General features: G+C 41.8%; 16 protein-coding genes. 8 read left to right on the top strand and 8 right to left on the bottom strand.

Going from position 1 to position 22,312, the window contains the following annotated elements; all coding sequences use genetic code 11:
- The first annotated feature begins 79 nt into the window (after positions 1-79).
- Complete coding sequence (locus CF596_RS12610; protein ID WP_096902682.1) at positions 80-1,369, top strand: type II toxin-antitoxin system HipA family toxin; 1,290 nt, start codon at positions 80-82, stop codon at positions 1,367-1,369.
- A 17-nt stretch (positions 1,370-1,386) separates the two neighbouring features.
- Here CF596_RS12610 and CF596_RS12605 read toward each other — a convergent pair whose 3' ends face one another.
- A complete protein-coding gene (locus tag CF596_RS12605) occupies positions 1,387-4,734 on the bottom strand; it encodes a DEAD/DEAH box helicase (protein ID WP_096902681.1) in 3,348 nt (1,115 codons plus the stop codon).
- Between the two features lie 166 nt (positions 4,735-4,900).
- Positions 4,901-6,139 carry a hypothetical protein gene (locus CF596_RS12600; protein ID WP_096902680.1) on the bottom strand — a complete coding sequence of 413 codons (1,239 nt, stop codon included), beginning with the start codon at positions 6,137-6,139 and terminating at the stop codon, positions 4,901-4,903.
- A gap of 213 nt (positions 6,140-6,352) precedes the next feature.
- Here CF596_RS12600 and CF596_RS12595 point away from each other — a divergent pair, with 213 nt between their 5' ends.
- From CF596_RS12595 to secF, 7 genes are all read left to right on the top strand, one after another.
- The gene (locus CF596_RS12595; protein ID WP_096902679.1) at positions 6,353-7,723 is read left to right on the top strand and encodes a phosphomannomutase CpsG; all 1,371 of its coding nucleotides are present in this window, start codon (positions 6,353-6,355) and stop codon (positions 7,721-7,723) included.
- Positions 7,724-7,946: 223 nt separating this feature from the next.
- Positions 7,947-9,329: an IS200/IS605 family accessory protein TnpB-related protein gene (locus CF596_RS15045; protein WP_096902678.1), complete on the top strand. Its 1,383-nt coding sequence runs from the start codon at positions 7,947-7,949 to the stop codon at positions 9,327-9,329.
- 420 nt (positions 9,330-9,749) lie between these two features.
- A complete protein-coding gene (locus tag CF596_RS15040; RefSeq protein WP_347337707.1) occupies positions 9,750-10,130 on the top strand; it encodes a hypothetical protein in 381 nt (126 codons plus the stop codon).
- Positions 10,131-10,279: 149 nt separating this feature from the next.
- Positions 10,280-11,410 carry a tRNA guanosine(34) transglycosylase Tgt gene (tgt, locus tag CF596_RS12580; RefSeq protein ID WP_004974942.1) on the top strand — a complete coding sequence of 377 codons (1,131 nt, stop codon included), beginning with the start codon at positions 10,280-10,282 and terminating at the stop codon, positions 11,408-11,410.
- Positions 11,411-11,513: 103 nt separating this feature from the next.
- The gene (yajC, locus tag CF596_RS12575) at positions 11,514-11,843 is read left to right on the top strand and encodes a preprotein translocase subunit YajC (protein WP_004974939.1); all 330 of its coding nucleotides are present in this window, start codon (positions 11,514-11,516) and stop codon (positions 11,841-11,843) included.
- A 51-nt stretch (positions 11,844-11,894) separates the two neighbouring features.
- Positions 11,895-13,790, top strand: a complete 1,896-nt coding sequence (gene secD / locus CF596_RS12570) for a protein translocase subunit SecD (RefSeq protein WP_096902677.1) — start codon at positions 11,895-11,897, stop codon at positions 13,788-13,790.
- A gap of 8 nt (positions 13,791-13,798) precedes the next feature.
- A complete protein-coding gene (gene secF / locus CF596_RS12565) occupies positions 13,799-14,776 on the top strand; it encodes a protein translocase subunit SecF (RefSeq protein WP_171062595.1) in 978 nt (325 codons plus the stop codon).
- Positions 14,777-14,866: 90 nt separating this feature from the next.
- Here secF and CF596_RS12560 read toward each other — a convergent pair whose 3' ends face one another.
- The 6 genes from CF596_RS12560 to CF596_RS12530 form a co-directional block, all read right to left on the bottom strand.
- Positions 14,867-15,520, bottom strand: a complete 654-nt coding sequence (locus tag CF596_RS12560) for a 4'-phosphopantetheinyl transferase superfamily protein (protein WP_096902676.1) — start codon at positions 15,518-15,520, stop codon at positions 14,867-14,869.
- Between the two features lie 75 nt (positions 15,521-15,595).
- A complete protein-coding gene (locus CF596_RS12555) occupies positions 15,596-17,902 on the bottom strand; it encodes a bifunctional (p)ppGpp synthetase/guanosine-3',5'-bis(diphosphate) 3'-pyrophosphohydrolase (protein WP_096902675.1) in 2,307 nt (768 codons plus the stop codon).
- A 29-nt stretch (positions 17,903-17,931) separates the two neighbouring features.
- Positions 17,932-19,323: a 23S rRNA (uracil(1939)-C(5))-methyltransferase RlmD gene (rlmD, locus tag CF596_RS12550; RefSeq protein WP_096902674.1), complete on the bottom strand. Its 1,392-nt coding sequence runs from the start codon at positions 19,321-19,323 to the stop codon at positions 17,932-17,934.
- A 6-nt stretch (positions 19,324-19,329) separates the two neighbouring features.
- A complete protein-coding gene (locus tag CF596_RS12545) occupies positions 19,330-20,205 on the bottom strand; it encodes a 3'-5' exonuclease (protein WP_096902673.1) in 876 nt (291 codons plus the stop codon).
- A 35-nt stretch (positions 20,206-20,240) separates the two neighbouring features.
- Positions 20,241-21,173: a cysteine synthase CysM gene (cysM, locus tag CF596_RS12540; protein ID WP_096902672.1), complete on the bottom strand. Its 933-nt coding sequence runs from the start codon at positions 21,171-21,173 to the stop codon at positions 20,241-20,243.
- A 273-nt stretch (positions 21,174-21,446) separates the two neighbouring features.
- The coding region (locus CF596_RS12530; protein WP_096902670.1) for an RNA-guided endonuclease TnpB family protein at positions 21,447-22,312 on the bottom strand (866 nt) is incomplete at its 5' end.

The following is a 22,312-nucleotide window of genomic DNA, read 5'->3' as shown; positions in this document are numbered from 1 at the left end:
ACACGCTTGGCAACAAGACATTAACAGAGTGCGAATTAGTCCTTGAGTATGTTTGAATACATTTTAAGGAACAGGAACCATGAATACTGTTGCCGTCCTGAAATTAACATTACATCACGCTGTCGTTGGATACTTGGCAGGATTTCAGAGCGGAAAAAATATTCTGGTTTTTACAGATTCTTTCCGCTTTGATCAGCAACGTCCGACCTTGAGCCTGCTAACTTCCCCCTTGTATCCTCAAGCGGATAAAATTTTAGAAAAGACCTATGTTACACATCAGCGCTTACACCCCTTGCTATCAAACTTGCTACCAGAAGGGGCATTACGTGAACTGATTGCACAAAGCCTCAAAGTACATATAGACAATGAATTTCAGTTATTGGCAGATTTAGGTCATGATTTACCTGGAGCACTCATTGCGACTCCATTAGATCCAGAAGAAATTCCAGATGGAATAAAATTTAAGCTTCAGATCTCGAATCCAGATCGGATATTAAAACAAGAGATTCGAACAAATAATAAGTTTTCCTTGGCTGGCGTCCAAATGAAGTTTTCCATGAAAGCCAAAGATGGGCGTTTTACATTAGCACAGGCAACGGAATCCAGCCTACTCGGTGATTGGATTGTCAAAACTCCTTCTACCAGACATGCTTTTGTTCCGCTGAATGAATACTCTATGATGATCCTTGCCAAAATGGTCGGAATAGATATCCCAGAGATTCGTTTGGTAGATATGGCACTCTTACAAGACCTTCCACCATTAAATCTACCCCAAGAGCAATATGCTTTTGCAATTAAGAGATTCGATAGGCAGAGTACTGCTAATACTACAGAGCTTATTCATATTGAAGATTTTGCTCAGATCTTTGGTTCATATCCACACCAGAAATACAGCACCACAAATTATGAGCAGATCGGTAAGATCATTTATCACTATTCAGATAACAAAATTTTTGATATTCAGCAATTTGCCAGCCGTTTACTCGTCAATATTTTACTCGCAAATGGAGATGCACACTTAAAGAACTGGAGTATGATTTATCACGATAAAACAACGCCAAGATTATCCCCTGCATACGATATATTGATGACAAGTGTATATATTGAAAATGAGCGTCATTTCGCCTTAAATCTTGCCAAAAATAAAGATTGGTATTTAGCTGAGATGAAACACTTTGAACAATGGGCTGAAAAAGTCGGTGTTCCATGGCGTGTTATTGAAAAACAACTTCACGCGATCATGGACAAAGCACGGTCGGTATGGCCAGTGCTATTACTAGACTTACCTATGATTTCTGTTCATAAAGAAAAATTAAGAGAACATTGGAAAAAATTGCATCCGGACTTTCAGATACTTACAGATGATTAGGGTAATCTGAAACCAAACTAAAATTTCTCAAACAAGTTCATCACGTCATTTTCCGTCAGTTTCGCTTCGCCTTCATGATCTGTACTTAGAATAGAGTGTGCCAGTTCTGCTTTATTTTGCTGTAAGGCAAGAATTTTTTCTTCTATGCTTTTATTAGTAATCAGCTTATAGACAAATACCGGCTTGTCCTGTCCAATCCGCCATGCACGATCTGAAGCTTGATCTTCAGCAGCAGGGTTCCACCATGGATCATAGTGAATGACCGTATCTGCGGCAGTTAGATTCAAACCGACCCCTCCTGCTTTCAGACTGATTAAAAATACCGGCACTTGTCCAGACTGAAACGCTGTAATGACTTCATCTCGCTTTTTGGTCTTTCCAGTCAGCTTCACATAGCCAATTTCTGCGTGATGGAACTGTTGTTCAATCAGTTCCAACATTGAGGTAAACTGAGAGAAGATAAGAATTTTTCGCCCCTCTTCCACCATTGGAACGACCATATCCATCAACTGTTCAAGTTTGGCAGAATGCGCCTGTCCAATTTTCACTGAATCCAGCTTTAGTAAGCTAGGATGGCAGCACACCTGACGTAGCTTCAGTAAGGCATCTAAAATTTGAATTTGACTACGTTTAAAGCCTTTTTCTGCCACAATTTTCTGAATGCTTGCCTGCATCGTGGCACGAACAGCCTCATATAACTTGGATTGCTGGTCATTCATATCAATATTGACTTCAATCGTGGTTTTTTCTGGCAACTCTTTGGCTACGTCAGTTTTCAAGCGACGTAAAATGAAGGGCTTAATCCGGTTGACCAACTTTTGTCTTAACTGCTCATCACCGCGCTTTTCAATCGGATGACGGTACTTTTTATTAAAAATTTCTTGTGAATATAAAAATCCTGGCATCAGGAAATAAAATAGTGCCCACAGCTCACCCAAATGATTTTCCATAGGTGTACCGGTTAGACATAGACGATGTCGCGCTGTTAATTGCCGTACTACCTGTGCAGCTTTGGCGCGCGGATTTTTGATATTCTGCGCCTCATCCAAAATGAGTTGATGATATTCATATTGCTTTAGTTGCTCTTCATCTCTCGCCAGAAGCGGATAGGTGGTTAACACAATATCATAGTGCGGAATCTGCTCAAAATACTGATGGCGATCGGGCCCCTGTAGCAGCAATACCTTGAGCTCTGGGGTAAATTTCTCCGCTTCTTTGAACCAGTTATGCATCAGCGATGTGGGTGCAACAATTAAGGCGGGACTATCCTGCAAATATCCAGCCTGCTTTTCCATGAGTAAATGGGCTAAAGTTTGTGCTGTTTTCCCCAAGCCCATATCATCTGCCAGAATCCCGCCATGCTGGGTTTCCCTTAAAAACTGTAACCAGCCTAAGCCCTGCTGCTGGTATAGACGCAACTCCCCCTGAAAACCTTGTGGTGTTGGCAGTTGTTGCTGATAGCCTTGTTTGAATTTATGTACAAATTTCTGCAGGCGATCACTGACCTGCCATGTCATCCCAAGATTATGCTGCAATTCTAATAATTGACTCGCATCATAGCGATCAATACTGCGCTCTTCTTGCTGTAAAATGCTCTGCAGATGCAATAATACCGGCTTAATATCCCTAGCGGATAGCGCCAAATCAGGTTGATCAACTGCAGTTTTCACGGTGAAAATTTGACTGTCATGCAGATGAATAAAAGTCCGCGGATCAAGTAAATCAGGATTTACTCGCACCAAAGCTACGAGCGCATCAAGTAAATTATAAGAATTGCCTGCACTGTCTTGAACCGTCGCCCCGATATTGAACCAGTCCTGCTGGCCTTCAGATTCAGTGATAGAAATATTTAAATTTTCAACATATTGCAGGTTAAAGGGGCTGTTTTCCAGATGCTCTATCTGCCAGCCCATCAACTCAATTTGATTGATGGGCATCAGCTGTTTGATCCAGTCTCCATAGAAAGCAAAAACCATAGAATCGAGACGTTGTTTATCCAGTTTTAATTGCTGGTCATAACTAAGATCTTTCACCCACTTCAGTGATTCGACCAATAGCTGTAAACGCTGGATTGACTGTTGTTCCTGAACTAAGTCCCGAAGCTGTCGCACCATTTTGTCATGCTGCTCACCAATGAAACTGTCACCTGATGTACCTGCTTTAATTCGCCCGCCTGCATAGGAGAATTCAATTTCAGCACAAACAGACTCTTCCCATTTCCAATCAAATTTATCTAAAACACCAAAGCGTAAAATTGGCTGGGGATTACCCTGTAAGACTTCAATCTCTTGAAGAAACCCAGGTTTCGGCAAGTTATGTATCGTTGTAGATTGATGAGTAAGCTGCTCAAACTCAGTCAAAACCGTCGCAGGCATCTCTGGCATCCGCCAAAGGTAGTACAGTAAATCCGATGTATATTCACTATAGAGTTGCCCTACCGTATTCTTGTGAATATCGATATAACAAAGTGGCTGACTTACAAGAATTTGAAGATGTGGATTCGATTTTAAATTGAGTCGAACATTTCCATTGACCAACTCAAAATCTAAGTGCTCAGTCTGTTTTTCAATGCTCTTTTGCCAAGAAAATTCAAGCTGATAGCTTTGTTCTGACCATGTAAGTGGAGCATCACTTTTTTGTTTCCAATAGACATCACCACTCTGAATGAAAGATTTAAAATGCTCTAAAACAATGCCTGATATATCAAGACTATTTCCATAAGAAAACTCATTCTGATTGAGCTTGGCATAATAATAAATTTGATTAAATAATTGTCGCTTCCCATCAGGCAAAGACAGACGTTTTTTTAGAATATTGCCATATTCAGTATAAGAACTGACACCTGTGATCGTCCCACTTTTATTACGTCTACCTTTTCGAACCTCAAGTTTTAACCCGAATAGACCTAAAGGCTGATCTAAATAATAAAGTAAATAATTACTCGTTGTCTTTTGCTGCTCTAACTGGGTATGTTGTAAATACTGCTTAAACTCACTTAACCAGCGTTGTGCTTGATTAATTGCAACCCGATCTTTTTGAGTGTGAGATGATGACTGAGAGTCAACATAGCTCTTCAGATATCCTTCTCGATATTCTTGATAAAATAATTTGGCTAAAGCAGCAGCATGTTTACAGTTATATCCAACCGGACAAGTGCAGTCGTCATCAATTAAACGGTCCTTTTTAAGATTATAGGTAATTGCAGTATCGTAATAATCTGTCCCTTCAATTTGGGCATACATCGTGACATCGTCATTTTCTTCAAAGAACTCAATCGTTTTCCTATCAATGTATTTAGCATAGCTCTGGCTGCGCTGAAGAGTTGCAGTACTAAAGCGAGATAGAAAATTGATCAATGAGGACATAATTACCAGACACCAAAAATGTTTATACAATTATAACGGACAAAGCTGTCATTTCAGAATAGTAGCCGAACGGCCCAACCTGAGCATAACTTGGATTCACTCAAAAGGAATATTGTAAATAAAGACTACTTTTTGCATAAACATTCAAAGCCAAACCTCAATATGTCTACATCATCACAGCATGCATTTCCCACACATATTGACTGCGCATCAATTGCTTTAATTGTTTAAGGTCTTGATATTTTTCCAGTATCTCTTGCGCTCGAGCTAATTTTTGTTGAACATGTCGATAGTCTTGCTCATATTTTCGATACAAATCCCGCACTTTAATTTTACGGTTAGAATATAAAAACTGACTCCAATTAAAAGAGTAAATAATGTCATCTACTTGCATTTGCAAAGTTTCTAACTGTTCTTCTAAAAGCAGGTTATACGCTTTTAATTGTTGATTGGCGAAAGACAAATTATGCTGCTGACCCAACTGAATTTGCAAATTTAACAATGTCAATAAATCATTGGCTTCATAAGCCTGATTGGCTTGCTGCATCAATACGGTTTTTTCTTGTTTTTTCTGCTCATCTTGCTCACGATCTGGGTGAATCCACGCTGTAATTTTTAAGTAAATCGCTTTAATGGACTGATTTGCTAGTTTCTTGGCTTCTTCACGCTGTTGCTGTTTTTTTGCTGCTTTGGCTTTTTCACGGGCAATTTGCTGTTCGGCAAAAGCTTTTTGCGCACTACTCAACTGACTTAAAAAATCCAGCTCCTCTTGTTCTTGCATTTTTTGTTCAAATTTTTTTATAAAGTCATCTAAATCTAATGGATCATGCTGAAAATCAAAAAAATCTAGATCTAGGTCATATTCTTCACAAAGAAAATGCTTCAAACTTTCTAGCTTGAGCTGTGCCAAGCGCTCTTGTTCAGACTCATCATGTTCAAAACTATTTTGTTCACATTGTTCAACATTTTCGTCTTCTGACTCTGTTGCTGTTTTAGCTTCAGATCTTAAATCCACATCATCTGTGTCTAGCAATTCAATATGATGCCCATAACTGTTCAGCAATTCTGTTAAAAACTGAACTTGTTCGGTAGACATCTGCTGCGAATCCAAAAGTTGTAAACTGAGTTGCTCAATTTTTTGATCCAGCTTAGTTTGCTGGGCTGCCGTCACTTTTTGTTGTTTTTGCTGAAGCAATTGTTGAATTTGCTGAAATATAACTTCACGCAATTGCGCATAAGTCGGTAAAATTTCACGGCTGGCACGTGCCTGAATATCGGCTTGTGCGGTCTGCCATTCATTCAAACGTAGCTGTTCCTGCTCAATTTTTTGGCATAATTTCTGAAATTTTTTCTGTGGCGCAGAAAGTTTCTGCTCTGGCTCTAAAGTACTTTTCTGTAATTCCATCTTCAATCATATCGAACACATAAGTCTGAGCCGTATTTTAACCAACTTCTTACTCATTAAAAACACCTTTGCCCATCACCACATCTTTTCTCATCCATAGTCTTTGACCTGAAACATCTTCAAGCAATTCATCTTCCATTCTATACAGCACATTACACACAGTTCGATTATCATAGGCAGCAATACGATTTTTCCAAATATTTAGGACAATACATGAGCACATTAACCTGTTTTAAAGCCTATGACATTCGCGGAAAATTGGGCACAGAACTCAATGAAGAGATTGCCTATAAAATTGGTCGTGCTTACGGACAAATTTACCAACCTAAAACCGTTGTAATTGGCTGCGATATTCGCCTTAGCAGCGAAGGCTTAAAGCAGGCCACCATTCGTGGTTTAAATGATGCAGGGGTCAATGTGCTCGACTTGGGAATGACAGGCACAGAAGAAGTCTATTTCGCAGCCTTTCATTTAGACGTGCAAGGTGGCATTGAAGTAACTGCCAGCCATAACCCCATGGACTACAACGGCATGAAACTGGTACGTGAAAATGCACGTCCGATTAGTGCCGATACCGGCCTAAAAGACATTCAGGCTTTGGCAGAATCGGGTGAATTTACCCCAGTTGAGCACAAAGGTAGCACTCAAAGCTACAATATTTTGCCTCAATTTATTGACCATTTAATGACTTATATCGAGCCTAGCAAAATTCGCCCAATGAAACTGGTCATGAATGCAGGCAATGGCGCTGCAGGACATGTGGTCGATGCAATTGAGCAAAAATTCAAAGCCCTGAATATCCCTGTTGAATTGGTCAAAATTCACAATGATGCCGATGGTACTTTCCCCAATGGTATCCCGAACCCAATTTTAGTGGAAAACCGTGATAGCACCAGCAATGCCGTATTAGAGCATCAAGCCGACATGGGCATTGCGTGGGATGGTGACTTTGACCGCTGTTTCTTGTTCGATGAAAAAGGCCAGTTTATTGAAGGCTATTATATTGTCGGCTTATTGGCACAGGCGTTTTTGCTCAAACAAGCAGGCGAAAAAATCGTGCATGACCCACGCTTGGTTTGGAATACCTTTGATGTGGTCGCACAATATCAAGGTGAAGCAATTCAATCTAAATCTGGACATGCCTTTATTAAAGATGTGATGCGTGAGCACAATGCCGTTTACGGCGGTGAAATGAGCGCACACCACTATTTCCGTGATTTCGCCTATTGTGACAGCGGCATGATTCCTTGGCTATTGGCGGTTTCGGTATTGTCTGAAACAGGACAATCGCTATCGAGTCTGGTCGAAGAAATGATTGCCAAATTCCCATGTTCGGGGGAAATTAACTTTAAAGTGGCCGATACTCAAGCCACCATCCAAAAAATCTTTGAGCATTATGCTAGCCAAAACCCAGCAATTGACCAAACCGATGGCGTGAGTCTTGACTTTGGTACATGGCGTTTTAATGTGCGTGCGTCAAATACCGAACCTTTATTGCGCTTAAATATTGAAAGCCGTCGTGATCAAAACCCACGCCCCATGCAGGACTATGTGGATGAGTTGACGCAACTCATTCAAGCTTAATCTGAAAAATCAAAGCAATATAAAAATGGGAGTAATTAACTATAACTAAAAATATAGACAAATATTTGCATAAGTTCTCATTTTGTCTATGTCGATTCAGTAGTGGCAAGGTGGGTATTTATTAGAGATTTAAATGATTATCTTTTGTATTTTAGGTGAGTGTCTTGGTATATTAGCATCCATATCTATTGATTATCCAATCCCTTAACCTAGGCATGACTTTGTGAAATTAACACGCATTCATCACTGTAAAAATTTGAATGTGCAAAAGTACAAACAGCTTGAGAAACAAGCTGTTTTACTTGGTCGTATTCGTAGCGAGGTGTGGGCTAAATATGGTGCTATTTCAGGTTTGAATATCAGTGACAGAGCTATTCGTGATGCGTGGATGAAAGAAAGTCGTGACTTTGGTGTTTCTGCAAATGCGTGGAAAGAAACGCTACGTGATTGCATAGGTGATATTAAAGCCTATCGAGAAGCATCAAAAGACAAAGTAAAGCAGGCGATCCGAAAACGCACCTCCTGTAATAATGAACAAAAAAGACTATACACCTTGCTTAAAAAAGATGAATGGATGACTGATAATTTCCTCCATCGTCAAATGCGTAATCACTTTAAGCATGGTGTTAATCACACACATAATCAAATTATTGTTCGTGCGGATATGTGTAAAACTTTTGAGTTAAATGGTCAATGTTGGCTTAAAGTCCCGAGTCTAATCCCTCGACAAACCATTAAAATTCCACTAAACACCACTGTTGATTTTGCGCCACAAGGCACACTTAGAATCATTCTAAAAAACGGTAATGTTGAAGTTCACTCAACTTATGATGCAGTTGAAACACAGGATTGTGGTCAGGAAACCGTAGGTGTTGATAAAGGTTATTCAGAAGCCTTTGTGGATTCTGATGGTGAAGTATATGGCAATGGTTTAGGTAAATTGATCTCAAGTGAATCAGACTACCTAAATCAAAAGTACAAACGTAGAAATAAGCTCAGAGCGATTTCTAAAGCCAAACCGCACAAGAAACAGAAAATTGAGTTAAATAATCTAGGTCGAAAAAAACTAGATAAGCGACAAGATACTCAAAAAGCAAAGCTCAAAACATTAATATTTACAGCAACTCACAAGTTGGTTGATAAAGCCAAAGTGATTGTTGCGGAAGATTTAACATCCCCAATTCAAAGTAAACGCAACTATGGCAAAAACACCAATAGACGCTTAAATACATGGGCTAAAGGTTTGTTAGCTAATGCCCTAACTTCTATATCTCACCGTAGAGGTTCTACGGTGCATCTAGTCAATTCTGCATATACTTCGCAAAGTGATTCTTTCTTGCATGGCCTTTTAATAGGTACACGTAAGGGAGATCGTTTTCACCGTTTCAATGGGGAAGTTGTGCAAGCTGATTGGAATGCTGCGAGAAACGTGCTTGCAAGATTAAACGACAATGAGATAAGTCGTTATACGCCTTACAAAACTGTAAAGCGTATATTGCAAGAACGGACTGACCGCTACAAGTCGGAACTGACCGACTCAGGCTCTAGTTACACGCTTGGCAACAAGACATTAACAGAGTGCGAATTAGTCCTTGAGTATGTTTGATTACATTTTAAGGAACAGTTTTTCCAACTCTATGAGCAATATGAACAAGACCAAATTTATGCCTGTGTACTGGTCTTTAATGAATATCTTGGGGTCGATTATTTAGCTGTTTCAAGCCAACGCAGCCTGTTTAATGAACAGGAAGATGAAGCACAATATTTATCTGAAGTAAATAAATGGAATATAGAAAAATGGCGTTATCGCACTCAAGCCAACAATTCTAGCGGTCTGCATCAATTTAAAAATATTTTTGCAGATTATTTTAAACAGCGACATATCTATGGCAATCCTCTGCTGAATTCCAATGACACGCTGCAATACAACCATCTTGAACTTTTACTGGATATATTTCAGCAGGCTAAACAATCTTTATCGGGCGCTTATGGCTTAGATTTAAGCCAAATTCTGTTTTTTATTCATGTGCCCAAACAGGTCGATGTAGAAATCCACTCAGCGCAATTTCTAAACGCTCCAAGTGCTTTGCTCGATGAATTCCTGCACAACAAAGCGCCTCAAACCACGATGGAACAATCCACCGCACAACCCAAGCTCAAACTACAACAAGTGGATAAAGACTTGCTGATTGATCTGGCACAACTTTTAGAAGTGGAACCATATGATTATTTGAGCATTGCACATGAAGCCTATTTGCTCACATTAGAACCGAGTTTTATTGACAGTAATTTATATATTCAGCGTTTAATTCAGCACGTTGCTGCAATGGACAACCATGAACAAGGGGAGTTTGCCTTACATAAAGAAGAAATTACCCAACGTATTCAGCAATTTTACGCCATGTAAGCACAATGGATTTAAACAAAATATTTACTCGCAATTTTTACCAAGGAAAACGTATCTCAACTGGCAATTCCGTGCAGAATCTAGGAAAATAGTGCACTTTTAGCATGAACAATCAGCGAACTGTTTTTTCGCCTTGATTTGGAACATATATGAAGTTTGAGAAATTAGGTCAGTCGGGGCGCGCCCGTCGTGGTCGTTTAACACTTGCTCATGGTGTGGTAGAAACCCCTGTGTTTATGCCTGTGGGGACGTATGGCACAGTCAAAGGCATGCTGCCACGCGATATTGAAGAAATTCAGGCACAGGTTATTTTAGGCAATACCTTTCATTTATATTTGCGTCCAGGGCTAGAAGTGATTCAGCAACACGGCGGTCTACATGAATTCATCAAATGGGATAAGCCTATTTTGACTGACTCTGGTGGCTTTCAGGTGTTTAGCTTAGGCGCAATGCGTAAAATTAAAGAAGAAGGTGTGACCTTCCGTTCGCCTATTGATGGCTCAAAGGTTTTTCTTTCGCCTGAAATCTCGATGGAAATTCAAAAAACTTTGAACTCTGACATCGTGATGATTTTTGACGAATGTACGCCTTATCCTGCAACGCATGAAGAAGCACAAAAATCTTTGCAATTGTCTTTACGCTGGGCAAAACGCTGTAAAACACATCACCATGATGAACTACAAAACAGCAACGCGCTGTTCGGGATTATTCAAGGCGGTATGTACGAAGATTTACGTGTTGAATCTTTAAACGGCTTACTTGAAATTGGTTTTGATGGTTATGCCATTGGCGGTCTTTCGGTGGGTGAACCGAAAGAAGAAATGATCAAAGTACTGGATTATTTGCCAGCTAAAATGCCAGAAGATAAACCACGTTATTTGATGGGCGTCGGCAAGCCAGAAGATATTGTGGAAGCAATTCGTCGTGGCGTCGATATGTTCGACTGCGTGATGCCAACCCGTAATGCGCGCAATGGTCATTACTTTGTAACCGATGGCTTGGTGCGTATTCGTAACAGTAAGTATCGTCATGACCAAAGCCCGCTCGATCCGCATTGTGATTGCTATACTTGCAAGAACTTTACCCGCGCTTATTTGTTTCATTTAGAAAAATGTGGCGAAATGTTGGGGTCAATGTTGGGCACTATTCATAACTTACGTTATTACCAACGCTTTACCCAAGATATTCGCAATGCCTTAGATAACGGCACTTTCGATGAATTTGTACAGGACTTTTATGCCCGTCGTGGCCTAGAAGTACCGCCTTGTCCTGAAGATTAGTCTTTTCAGTATTTGCGCTGAGTAAAAAGACAAGGTAAATTGCAGAACAAACCCAATTTATTATCAGATCACTGATCGCCAGTTTTTAGTTTAGGAAAATGAAATGAGCCTTTTTATTTCGACCGCTCACGCAGCAGGTGAAGCTGCACAACAACCAAGCCTTGTGGCTAACCTTTTAATGATTGCAGTCTTCATTGCAATTTTCTACTTCCTGATTTGGCGTCCACAATCAAAGCGTGCCAAAGAGCATCGTACACTGATTGAAAGCTTGGGCGTAGGCAGTGAAGTGGTATTCGCAGGTGGTCTTATGGGTAAAATCACGAAAATTGAAGGTGATTTTGCAGTGGTAGAGCTGAACCGTGGTGTAGAAGTAAAAGTACAACGCGCGAGTGTCATTTCAGTTCTTCCTGAAGGCACATTAAACAACCTCTAATCAAAAAGAGTCGTGCTCACGCACGACTTTTTCATTTTAAGAAGAAAATAAATGCGTTACCCAGCATGGAAATATCTGCTCATCCTCGTTGTTCTTGTGGTGAGTACATTATATGCCCTGCCTAGCTTGTATCCAGATGAACCTGCTGTTCAAATTTCAGGTGCCAAAGCTGGTACCCAAATTGATCAAAGCATCATACAAAAAGCAGAGCAAATTTTACAATCAGAAAATATTGCCAGTCATGACAACAGCTTTACCAACAATGCTGCATTGTTGCGTTTAGACACCTCAGAAGCCCAACTCAAAGCCAAAGAAGCTTTACGTCGCGGTTTAGGTGATGACTATGTCGTGGCACTGAACCTTGCGCCAACCACACCAGAATGGCTACAAAAAATTGGTGCAAAACCAATGAAACTCGGTCTGGACTTACGTGGTGGTGTGCACTTCTTATTAGAAGTGGATATGGACAAGGCCATCAGCCAGCGTATGGAAACTTCAGCCACCGATTTACGCCGTCAATTGCGTGACAACAAGCTGAAATTTAATAGCCTTTCGCTGATTAACAACACCATCACCCTACAGTTTGCCAATAATGCAGACCGTGATGCAGTGATGGATTTCTTGCGTCGTAACGGCAATGAATACACACAGCAAGCTGTAGCCACCACAGAAGGCTCTAGCTTACGTCTGAACTATACCGATGTCCGTAAACAGGAAATTCAGTCGTATGCGGTCAATCAGAACTTAACTACTTTACGTAACCGTATTAACGAGTTAGGTGTGGCTGAAGCTTTGGTACAAACTCAAGGTAGCAACCGTATTGTAGTGGAATTGCCAGGCGTACAAGATACTGCTGAAGCGAAGCGTGTACTCGGTCGTACTGCGAACCTCGAATTCCGTTTGGTGTCTGACTTAAATGATCAATATATTGATCCGTACACAGGTCAGACTACAGGTACAGTACCACCTGGCACAGAAGCGTTTGCCTTTGAATCTTTGGACAGTGGTCGCCAATTATTATTGAACCGCAGCCGTATTTTAACGGGTGAGCGTGTTCAAAATGCGTCGAGTGGTTTTAGCCAAGATACAGGCGGTGCAGAAGTTAACATTACCCTTGATGCTGCGGGCGGTAAACTCATGGCAGATGCGACACGTAACGCTGTGGGTAAACGTATGGCGGTATTGTTTATTGAAAACAAACAACGTATTAGCTATGTGACCGATGAAACTGGCACACAAACTGAAGTACGCACCCCATATACCGAATCTGTCGTCATTAATGCTGCAACCATTCAGGCGGTATTGGGTTCGCAGTTCCGTATTACAGGTCTAGATTCCCCACAAGAAGCCTCTGAATTGGCCTTAATGCTTCGTGCAGGTGCCTTGGCAGCGCCAATGTACTTTGTCGAAGAACGTGTGATTGGCCCAAGCTTGGGTCAAGAAAACATTGATAAAGGCGTATTGTCGACTCAGATTGGCTTCATTTTGGTCGCAATCTGGATGGTGGTGTTCTTCCGTCTGTTTGGTCTGATTGCCAACTTCGCTTTAGTGTTTAACTTAGCCATGATTTTAACCGTCATGTCTTGGATTGGTGCATCACTTACCTTGCCGGGTATTGCGGGTATCGTAATTACCATTGGTATGGCAGTGGATGCCAACGTCTTGATTTGTGAGCGAATACGAGAAGAAATTAAGTGGGGTGCCTCGCCAAAACAAGCCATTGTGGCAGGTTATGACCGAGCGTATAACACAATTTTCGACTCGAACTTAACCACATTCTTGGTGGCATTCATTCTGTTTGCGATTGGTACAGGCCCAATCAAAGGCTTTGCTGTGACGCTCATGATTGGTATTGTCTGCTCGATGTTTACTGCGATTACAGTGACCCGTGCAATTGTACAAATCATCTACGGCAAAAAACGTAACTTGAAAAAGTTGAGCATTTAAGGAGATCACTGATGACTGAGAATACTCAACTGCCTTCAAAAAAATATGGCCGCCCTGATGATGAGCGCGTGATTCCGTTTATGAAGATTGCTTTGCCTGCGGCATTGCTTTCTATTCTATTAACGGTTGCCAGTATATTCTTCATTGCCACCAAAGGTTTAAACTTAGGTTTGGACTTTACTGGGGGTATTGCTGCAGAACTCAACTATAGCAATCCAGTAAAAGCCACCGATGTTTCTAACGCATTGGTCAAAGCAGGCTTTAACGACCCTGTAGTACAAACGCTTGGTTCAGACCGCGACCTAATGGTACGTATGCCTGTGCAAGAAGATGTTGAAGCAGAAGACTTAACCAAAGCAATTACTGCTGCGGTACAACTACCAAATAACACGGCAACTGTGCCAAAGGTAGATGTAGTGGGTGGTCAAGTCGGTAATGAGCTATACGTGCGTTCTGCGGGCGCTGTGGCTTTAGCACTGTTATTGATGTTGGTTTATGTCACCATTCGCTTTGAATTCAAACTGGCAATGGGAGCGGTACTGTCATTGTTCCACGATATTATTGTGACACTAGGTATTTTTGCCATGATGCAATGGCCATTTGATCTGACTGTATTGGCAGCGTTATTGGCAATTATTGGCTTCTCACTCAACGATAACATTGTTGTATCTGACCGTATTCGTGAAAACTTCCGTAAAATCCGTGGTGCAACACCGCTTGAAGTGGTGAACATTGCGCTGACAGAAACTTTACGTCGTACCATTCACACCTCTATGACCCTATTATTGGTTGTAGTCGCGATGATGCTCATGGGTGGTGATGGTCTGAAATGGTTCTCGATTGCGATGTTTGTGGGTGTCTTTGTCGGAACATATTCATCTATTTACATTGGTACAGCCTTTGCCTTATGGCGCGGTTTAAACCGTCAGGACTTCATTGTTCAAGTCAAACCTGAATTTGAAGGTGAAGAGCAAGAAATTCCTTAATGCATTTCTGCTGACACCAACATTCAAGCCTATCTTCGGATAGGCTTTTTTGTGCCTTAGCATTGCGATATTTACGCTGACGTTGCGATGTTAATGCTGAATAATATGAATCTGTGGAAACTGAAAGCCTACGCAAGATGGCGCTGCTCGCCATGCTACAGTCAACATACAATCTGATAAACGAAAGTTTTGATAGGCAAAATGCCCAATCTGTGGATGATGACAAATGCCGCCCTGTGCATTGGGATGCATACGAGTATCCAACTCATTCAGGCTTAAACGAATCCCTAAACCTGATGCTTTCAGCACTGCTTCTTTAGTTGTCCAGACACGAAACCAATAATCAGCGTCGTGTTCCAAATCTTGCCAGTATTGGAGTTCATTGGGATGAAACGCATGTTGTGCCAAGGCATCGAAACGCACCTTACGGTCTAAGTCCTCGACATCTACGCCAACATCGAGCAATTCAAAACTGCTTACCAAAGCATAATGCTGACGGCTATGACTATGGTTAAACTGCAATTGAGGGAATGCTGTCAAAAATGGCTTGCCATGTGGGTTACGCTCAATATCGCTGTTTTGAATATCGTGTTCTAAGTATCCAGAAAGCAATTGATTCCGATGCCGATAAATAGCCTGTTTTTGCTGTTGAATCTGTTCACTGCGTACAGCACTTGGATCGGGACTAAAAATCTGCTGAATGCGGCTAACATTCACACAAATTTTTTTAGGTGTTTTATTCATCCGCCCTTCTCCATTTTGGCTGAAATACGATAGAAAAAAACCAGCAAACATGCTGGTTTTTTAAAGCGTGCTCGCTTAGCTGCCTTGCACCAAACGACGTGCGCTGATAATCCCTGGTTGCTGCTCTAAACGTGCCAACAAACGAGAAAGTTGCGCCAAGCCTTTAACCTCAATTAACAATTTCATATTGGCGATACCATCACTTTCAGAAATAGTATTCACCTGACGAATGTTAATTTGATCGGCAAAAATCACTTGGGTTAAGTCTTTGAGCAAACCACGGCGGTCATAGGCTTCCACCACAATTTGCACGCTTTGACCACGGGTTGGCTGCATTTCCCAATCGGCTTCTACCGCACGTTCAGGTTCGTTGCCAATCATACGCACATAGTCCGAACACGCCACTTTGTGAATACTCACACCACGGTTCAGGGTAATATACCCCGCAATCGCTTCACCATGCACAGGCTGACAGCATTGTGCGATATGCAGTTCAACGTTATCCAAACCATCAATCAAAATACCATGTGCCGATAAGGTATGGCTGGCACGTGGGTTCAAGGTTGGCTTCAACACCAGTTCAGGTTCATCCTGATCTAAGTGCATGTGACGATTGACCTGATTAATTAAGGCATGCAGGCTAATATCACCATTCACCAAACTAATCAGAATGTCTTCACCTGTTTTGACGTTAAAGTGATTGCAATAATCATTTAAATCAATACTTTTTGGATGAATCGCCAAACGTGACAGTTCTTTGTTGAGCACTTCACGCCTGACTTCCAGATTTTTACTGCGGTCTTGCTGTCTAAACCAATGACGCAGCTTATCGCGCGCACGTGCTGTTTTAATATAACCTAAAGAATTCACCAACCAATCACGGTTCGGTTCACGGTCTTTTTTGGTTAGAATCTCGACCTGCTCGCCTGTTTTTAAAGTATAGGTGAGCGGCACATAGCGCTGATTGACCCGTGCGGCATAGCATTTATTGCCGACTTCGGTATGCACATGATAAGCAAAGTCCAGCACCGTTGAGCCACGTGGCAATTCTTTAATATCACCATCACGGCTGAACACATAAATTTTCTCAAAATCTTCAAACTCTTGGATTTGTTCAAAGTTTTCAGAATCATCATCTTCTTTATGTGCGCTGGCATCGTTACGTTCCTGATAATGCTCCAAAACAGAACGCAAAGAATGTAAACGATGATTAAACGAATGGTCTGTGGCTTTAGAACCTTCTTTATAATTAAAGTGTGAACATACCCCAAGCTCGGCTTCTTCGTGCATATCTAGGGTACGAATTTGCACTTCAAGCGACTTGTTTTCTGCAATTACGGCAGTATGCAATGAGCGATAACCATTGGCTTTTGGATTGGTAATGTAATCATCAAACTGGTGCGGAATATGCCGCCACAATTGATGTACGATGCCCAAAGAGTGGTAACACTCTGGAATGGTTTTCACCAAAACACGTACAGCACGAATGTCATAGAGCTGATCGAAGCTGAGGTTTTTACTCTTCATTTTTCGATAAATCGAATAAATGTGTTTCACCCGCCCGCTAATTTCGGCATGAATACCATTATTGCCCAGCTCTGTACGCAATTGCTCAATTACGTTTTGAATGTAGTTTTCACGCTCCAAACGCTTTTCATTCAGTAACGTCGCAATTTCTTTATAACGGTCTGGCGCCAAATAACGGAAGGCTAAATCTTCGAGTTCCCATTTCAGTTGGGCAATGCCTAAACGGTGTGCCAATGGCGAGTAAATGGTTAAAATTTCTCGCGCCACACGCTCCTGACGTTCTTTGGAAGCGGTTGCCAACTCACGTAATGAATAGGTACGTTCTGCCAGTTTAATTAGCACCACGCGCACATCTTCCGTCATGGAAATCAGCATTTTATAAATGCCTGTTAAATGTTCACGCTGGTTATTATTAAAATGGTCTTCTAAACGCTTATTTTTCTCAATCAGTTCAGACAACTTACCCATCGACAAGGTGCCTTTGATCAAGCCATAAACTGCTTCACCAAATTCTTCACGCACTTCATCTAACTGCATGACATTTTCACGCACGCTACGATAGAGCATGGCTGCAGACAAAGTGTCTTCATCGACATGCAAGTGCGCTAAAATATTCGCCATCTCAATACCTGTATATAAGGTATGCGATGGATGACTGACGTCTGTTTCCAGCTCTTTTTTCAGGGTGTAATTGGCAACGCGTTCTAATTGTTCAAGTGCCGCCCCATCGTAAATCCCGCGTACTCGGTCTAGCCATTCTGCTAAATCCTGTCGGGCTTGCTCGGCATGTTCTACAGTCGTTTCCTCAGACAGTTCATTTAAACGTCCAGGAAGTTGTTCACGTACTGTGACCATACCCTTCTCCTACCTCTATGTACTTCATATTATAAATCGTTTATTTGCTTTTCTTTCTCAAACAAGGCAATGGATTCGACATGCCCCGTATGCGGAAACATATCCATCACGCCTGCTTTTTTCAATTGATAGCCCTGCTTGACCAATACACCTGCATCCCTTGCGAGTGTGGCTGGATTACAAGACACATAAACGATTCTATCTGCGCCAAATTTGGGCACATAATACATCACTTCCTCTGCGCCTGAACGCGGAGGGTCAATTAATAATGCCTCAAATCCTTGATTTGCCCAAGAATGATGCGAAAAATCTTTTGTTAAATCTTGTGAATAAAACTTAACATTGTCTAAATCATTACGTTGTGCATTCTCTGCACCACGCTGCACCATTTGCTCTGAACCCTCTACAGCAACCACCTTTCCTGTTGCACCTACACAACGTGCAAGCGGCAATGAAAAGTTGCCTAATCCACAAAACAGATCAAGCACCCGATCACCTGATTTTAAGTTAAGCAAATCACATGCCAGCTTAACCATTTGTGGATTAATTGTAGAATTGACTTGGGTAAAGTCTTGGGGATGAAAGCCAAAATTCACATCAAAATCATCTAAACGATAATGCAAACGCATTGCTGCATGCGGATCATCAACCCGATGCAAACTGTCTGGACCTTCAGGCTGCAAATACAATTGCCAGTGTTTCTGTAACGCAAACTGCTGTAACTGGTTGATATCGGCTGCAGATAGTTGTTCTGTATGCCGCACCACCAAAGCAATCTCTTGATCTCCCATCGCCAATTCTATATGACCAATATGGGCTTTGCCTGTTAGACTTTGGAGTAGCTGCTTGATTCGTGTTAACGAACCAAATGCCTGATCCAACACCATACAGCGGTCAATTGAGGTCAATTTATTGCTATTACGCTCACGAAAACCGACCACCAATTTGTCTTGACTGGCAATATAACGCACCCCAACACGGGCTTTACGGCGATAATCTTCACGCTGTGAACGCAAAGGCGCTAACCATTCTTCAGGCTGAATTTGCGCAAAATGTTGCAGATGCGACTGCAACACCTGTTGTTTGAGATGAATCTGCTCATCCAACTGAATATGCTGCATGCTACAACCACCGCAACGCTGATAATGCGGACACGGCGGCGTAACCCGTAATGCCGAAGGCTCACCCAGTACTTCTAGACACTCAGCTTCTTCTAAGCGCTTGTTACTATGCGTAATTTTTGCGCGTACTGTTTCACCCGGCAATGCGCCCTCAATAAAAACTGTTTTCCCCTGCTTCTCGGCTGGATGACCCGACTGAGCTGTGTAGTGTGCAATCCCGCGCCCTTCATGTGACAACGATTCCACCTGAAAGCAATATTCAGCCTGCTGCGTGGTACGGTTTTTACTGCGATGTTTCATATCAGTCTAAATATCGGAAGATGGGAGTGATTGAAAAGGCATCACGGAGTCATTTGAAGGCGTGCTGACACTTTTTTCAGGAAAATCTGTACGGGTAAATTCAGTTTGCTGCGAACTCTGCTGCCACACGCTTAAAAAGTCTGCATGCTGCGGCTGAGTATGCAAATATTGAATGGTGTGCTGTACCCATAAAGTATGCTCTTCAAGCAGTAACTGTCCTTTGAGCAGCAACCAACGCAAATAAATCAGCCAAGTATTTAAGACATCACCTTCACAATAACGTGTCAGCCTTGACCATTCACCGCTTTGCATAAATGCAGGAACATGATAGCCCGCATCTACACGCTTACCCGGAAAACCTAGCAAATACGCAATGTCATCCAACTTTTGGAAATGACGACCATTAAACATTGCCATCACATCCATTAAGTCGACATGACGCTGATGGTAACGGTTTTGATAATTGTTATAGCGTTTTTGCTGATCAATCTCGCCCTGATCAAACAAACTTGGCGCAGACAGCCCATGATACATGGCACGGAATAAAATCACCGGCAAATCAAACTGCGAGCCGTTCCAACTGACCAAAGTCGGATGACGCTTATCAAAAATAGACAAAAACTTTTTCAGCATTGTCGCTTCGCTGTCATGTTCACGGCTAAAGGAAAACAGCTTCATGCCGTGTTTATCAATCCACAAGCCTGAAATACACACAATTTCATGCAAAGGCAAACGCTGAAAATCAGTTCCTGCCTCTTGGCGACGCAACTTCATTAATGCTTGTTCAAGCTCTGCTTCGGGTAAATCGAGTTGATATAAATGCGCGCCTGACTTCAAATCGGTAACGGTTTCTATATCGAAAATCAGCACAGGTAAACGCATAAAATCTTACTCAATGGGTGATAGAAAAATGAATATCACAATTCAGTATCTTGAACAGAGAACAAACCTGTCGACAAATAACGATCACCACGGTCACAGATAATACAAACGACGACTGCTTCTGGGTTTTCTTCGGCAATTTTTAAAGCTGCCCATACCGCGCCGCCCGATGATGTGCCTGCGCTGATGCCTTCTTTTTGCGCCAATTTGCGCATGGTTTTTTCTGCTTCAATTTGCGGAATATCAATAATGCGGTCAACACGGCTGCGGTCAAAAATGGTTGGTAAATATGCTTCAGGCCAACGGCGAATCCCCGCAATGCTTGAACCATCTGATGGTTGTAAACCAATAATTTGAATCTCTGGGTTTTGTTCTTTTAAGTATTTAGACACACCCATAATGGTGCCTGTTGTGCCCATAGAGCTGACAAAGTGGGTAATTTTACCGCCCGTTTGCTGCCAAATTTCAGGCCCTGTTGTCAGGTAATGTGCTTCAACATTATCTGGATTCCCAAATTGGTTCAGCACCAAGCCTTTGCCTTCTCTCTGCATTTGCAAAGCCAAATCGCGCGCGCCTTCCATGCCTTGTGCTTTAGTCACTTCAATCAATTCTGCACCATAGGCACGCATGGCATCTTTACGTTCTTGGCTCATATTGTCAGGCATGATCAGCTGCATTTTATAGCCACGCATAGCTGCAACCATCGCCAAAGCAATGCCGGTATTGCCACTGGTTGCCTCAATTAAAGTATCGCCCGGTTGAATTTCACCGCGTTTTTCTGCCTGCATAATCATGTTGTAGGCAGGACGATCTTTAACAGAACCCGCAGGGTTATTGCCTTCCAGTTTTGCCAAAACCGTTGCCTGCGTATGACTTGCCAAACGCTGCAAACGCACCAATGGGGTTTTGCCCACATAATGATCTAACAAAAATTCATCACTTTGGAAATCTGATTGGGTATCAAGCATGGTCTGCACCAATATCAAGGTGGGCTTATTGTATGAAAATTTGCACCTTCCTGCACGTTTTTCACAGGCTTTTTATCAAAACAGCAATACTCTGCCGACAATTTATGCATCACTCACTGCCTACACAATTCTAGGCAAGATGAACACAATTTCAGATTGTCTTTTGCGGGATGGATGCAAAAAAATGCACACCGATTGATTGCGAGATGCAGCTGAACCACTCGCACCAAACAGATGAAAACACAGTCAGGAGAATTGACATCCTCCCCCCCCTTAAAAGAGGGTGATTCCTACAGCTAGACGCTTATGCCCAAGCGCAAGAATGTTTAAAGCTGAGTTTATATCTCGATCATGAGCTGTACCACAGCTCATGCACTCCCATTCTCTTATTCCAAGATCTGTCCTACCTTTGGGACTACTTGAGGTGATCTCACCGCAGCACGAACAGATTTGGGTGGTATAGGCTTCTTGGACTTCTTCAAACAATACGCCTGCGTTCTCGCATTTATACTTGAGCATTGTTTTTAGTGCCGAAAATCCTGTATCCAAAACAGATTTTGCCATTTTGGTTTTTACTAATTTTTTAGCACTCAAGTCACCTACAATAATCAATGCATTTTCATTCACAAGCTTGGTGCTTGCTTTATGCAAATGATCTTTTCGACTATTTGCAATCTTGGCGTGTAATGCACGAACACGCTTCTTATTCCTGGCTCTCTGAGCAATACCTAATGTCTGCTCATATTTTCGATAGAATTTTGGATTTGAAATTACAGTGCCATCAGAACAGGTGGCAATATCTTTTAAGCCTAGATCAATACCAATCGCTTTGGTTGCTGTCGATTTATCTTGCTTAGGCGATTCAACAACAAGACATACATACCAACGCCCACGGCTATCCTCTACAAATGAACCTGTTTTTAACGTGTATTTGCTTAAACCGTAGCTATCCCAAAGCTTAAATTGGTGTTTTCCATACTGGACATATCCAGTGGCATATTTGATAGCCACCTTTTTAAAGGGAACCCATCCCAAAGAGCGCCTTGCTGATTTTTTATTGCTGATACGCCATTTCAGCTTTGCCTTTTTAAATTGCTTTCTTCGGGTGACTAATTCTTCAGTTACAGCCTGAATGGTTT

Origin of the sequence: Acinetobacter sp. YT-02, assembly GCF_002412355.1 — a bacterium.
GTDB lineage: Bacteria > Pseudomonadota > Gammaproteobacteria > Pseudomonadales > Moraxellaceae > Acinetobacter > Acinetobacter towneri.
This window is presented reverse-complemented; position numbering and strand designations above follow the sequence as displayed.

Coding starts and splice junctions, on each gene's coding strand:
- CF596_RS12610 (WP_096902682.1), top strand. CDS start 80: ATGAATACTGTTGCCGTCCTGAAATTAACATTACATCACGCTGTCGTT.
- CF596_RS12545 (WP_096902673.1), bottom strand. CDS start 20,205: ATGCGTTTACCTGTGCTGATTTTCGATATAGAAACCGTTACCGATTTG.
- CF596_RS12605 (WP_096902681.1), bottom strand. CDS start 4,734: ATGTCCTCATTGATCAATTTTCTATCTCGCTTTAGTACTGCAACTCTT.
- CF596_RS12555 (WP_096902675.1), bottom strand. CDS start 17,902: ATGGTCACAGTACGTGAACAACTTCCTGGACGTTTAAATGAACTGTCT.
- CF596_RS12595 (WP_096902679.1), top strand. CDS start 6,353: ATGAGCACATTAACCTGTTTTAAAGCCTATGACATTCGCGGAAAATTG.
- cysM (WP_096902672.1), bottom strand. CDS start 21,173: ATGCTTGATACCCAATCAGATTTCCAAAGTGATGAATTTTTGTTAGAT.
- tgt (WP_004974942.1), top strand. CDS start 10,280: ATGAAGTTTGAGAAATTAGGTCAGTCGGGGCGCGCCCGTCGTGGTCGT.
- CF596_RS12560 (WP_096902676.1), bottom strand. CDS start 15,520: ATGAATAAAACACCTAAAAAAATTTGTGTGAATGTTAGCCGCATTCAG.
- CF596_RS12600 (WP_096902680.1), bottom strand. CDS start 6,139: ATGGAATTACAGAAAAGTACTTTAGAGCCAGAGCAGAAACTTTCTGCG.
- rlmD (WP_096902674.1), bottom strand. CDS start 19,323: ATGAAACATCGCAGTAAAAACCGTACCACGCAGCAGGCTGAATATTGC.
- secD (WP_096902677.1), top strand. CDS start 11,895: ATGCGTTACCCAGCATGGAAATATCTGCTCATCCTCGTTGTTCTTGTG.
- yajC (WP_004974939.1), top strand. CDS start 11,514: ATGAGCCTTTTTATTTCGACCGCTCACGCAGCAGGTGAAGCTGCACAA.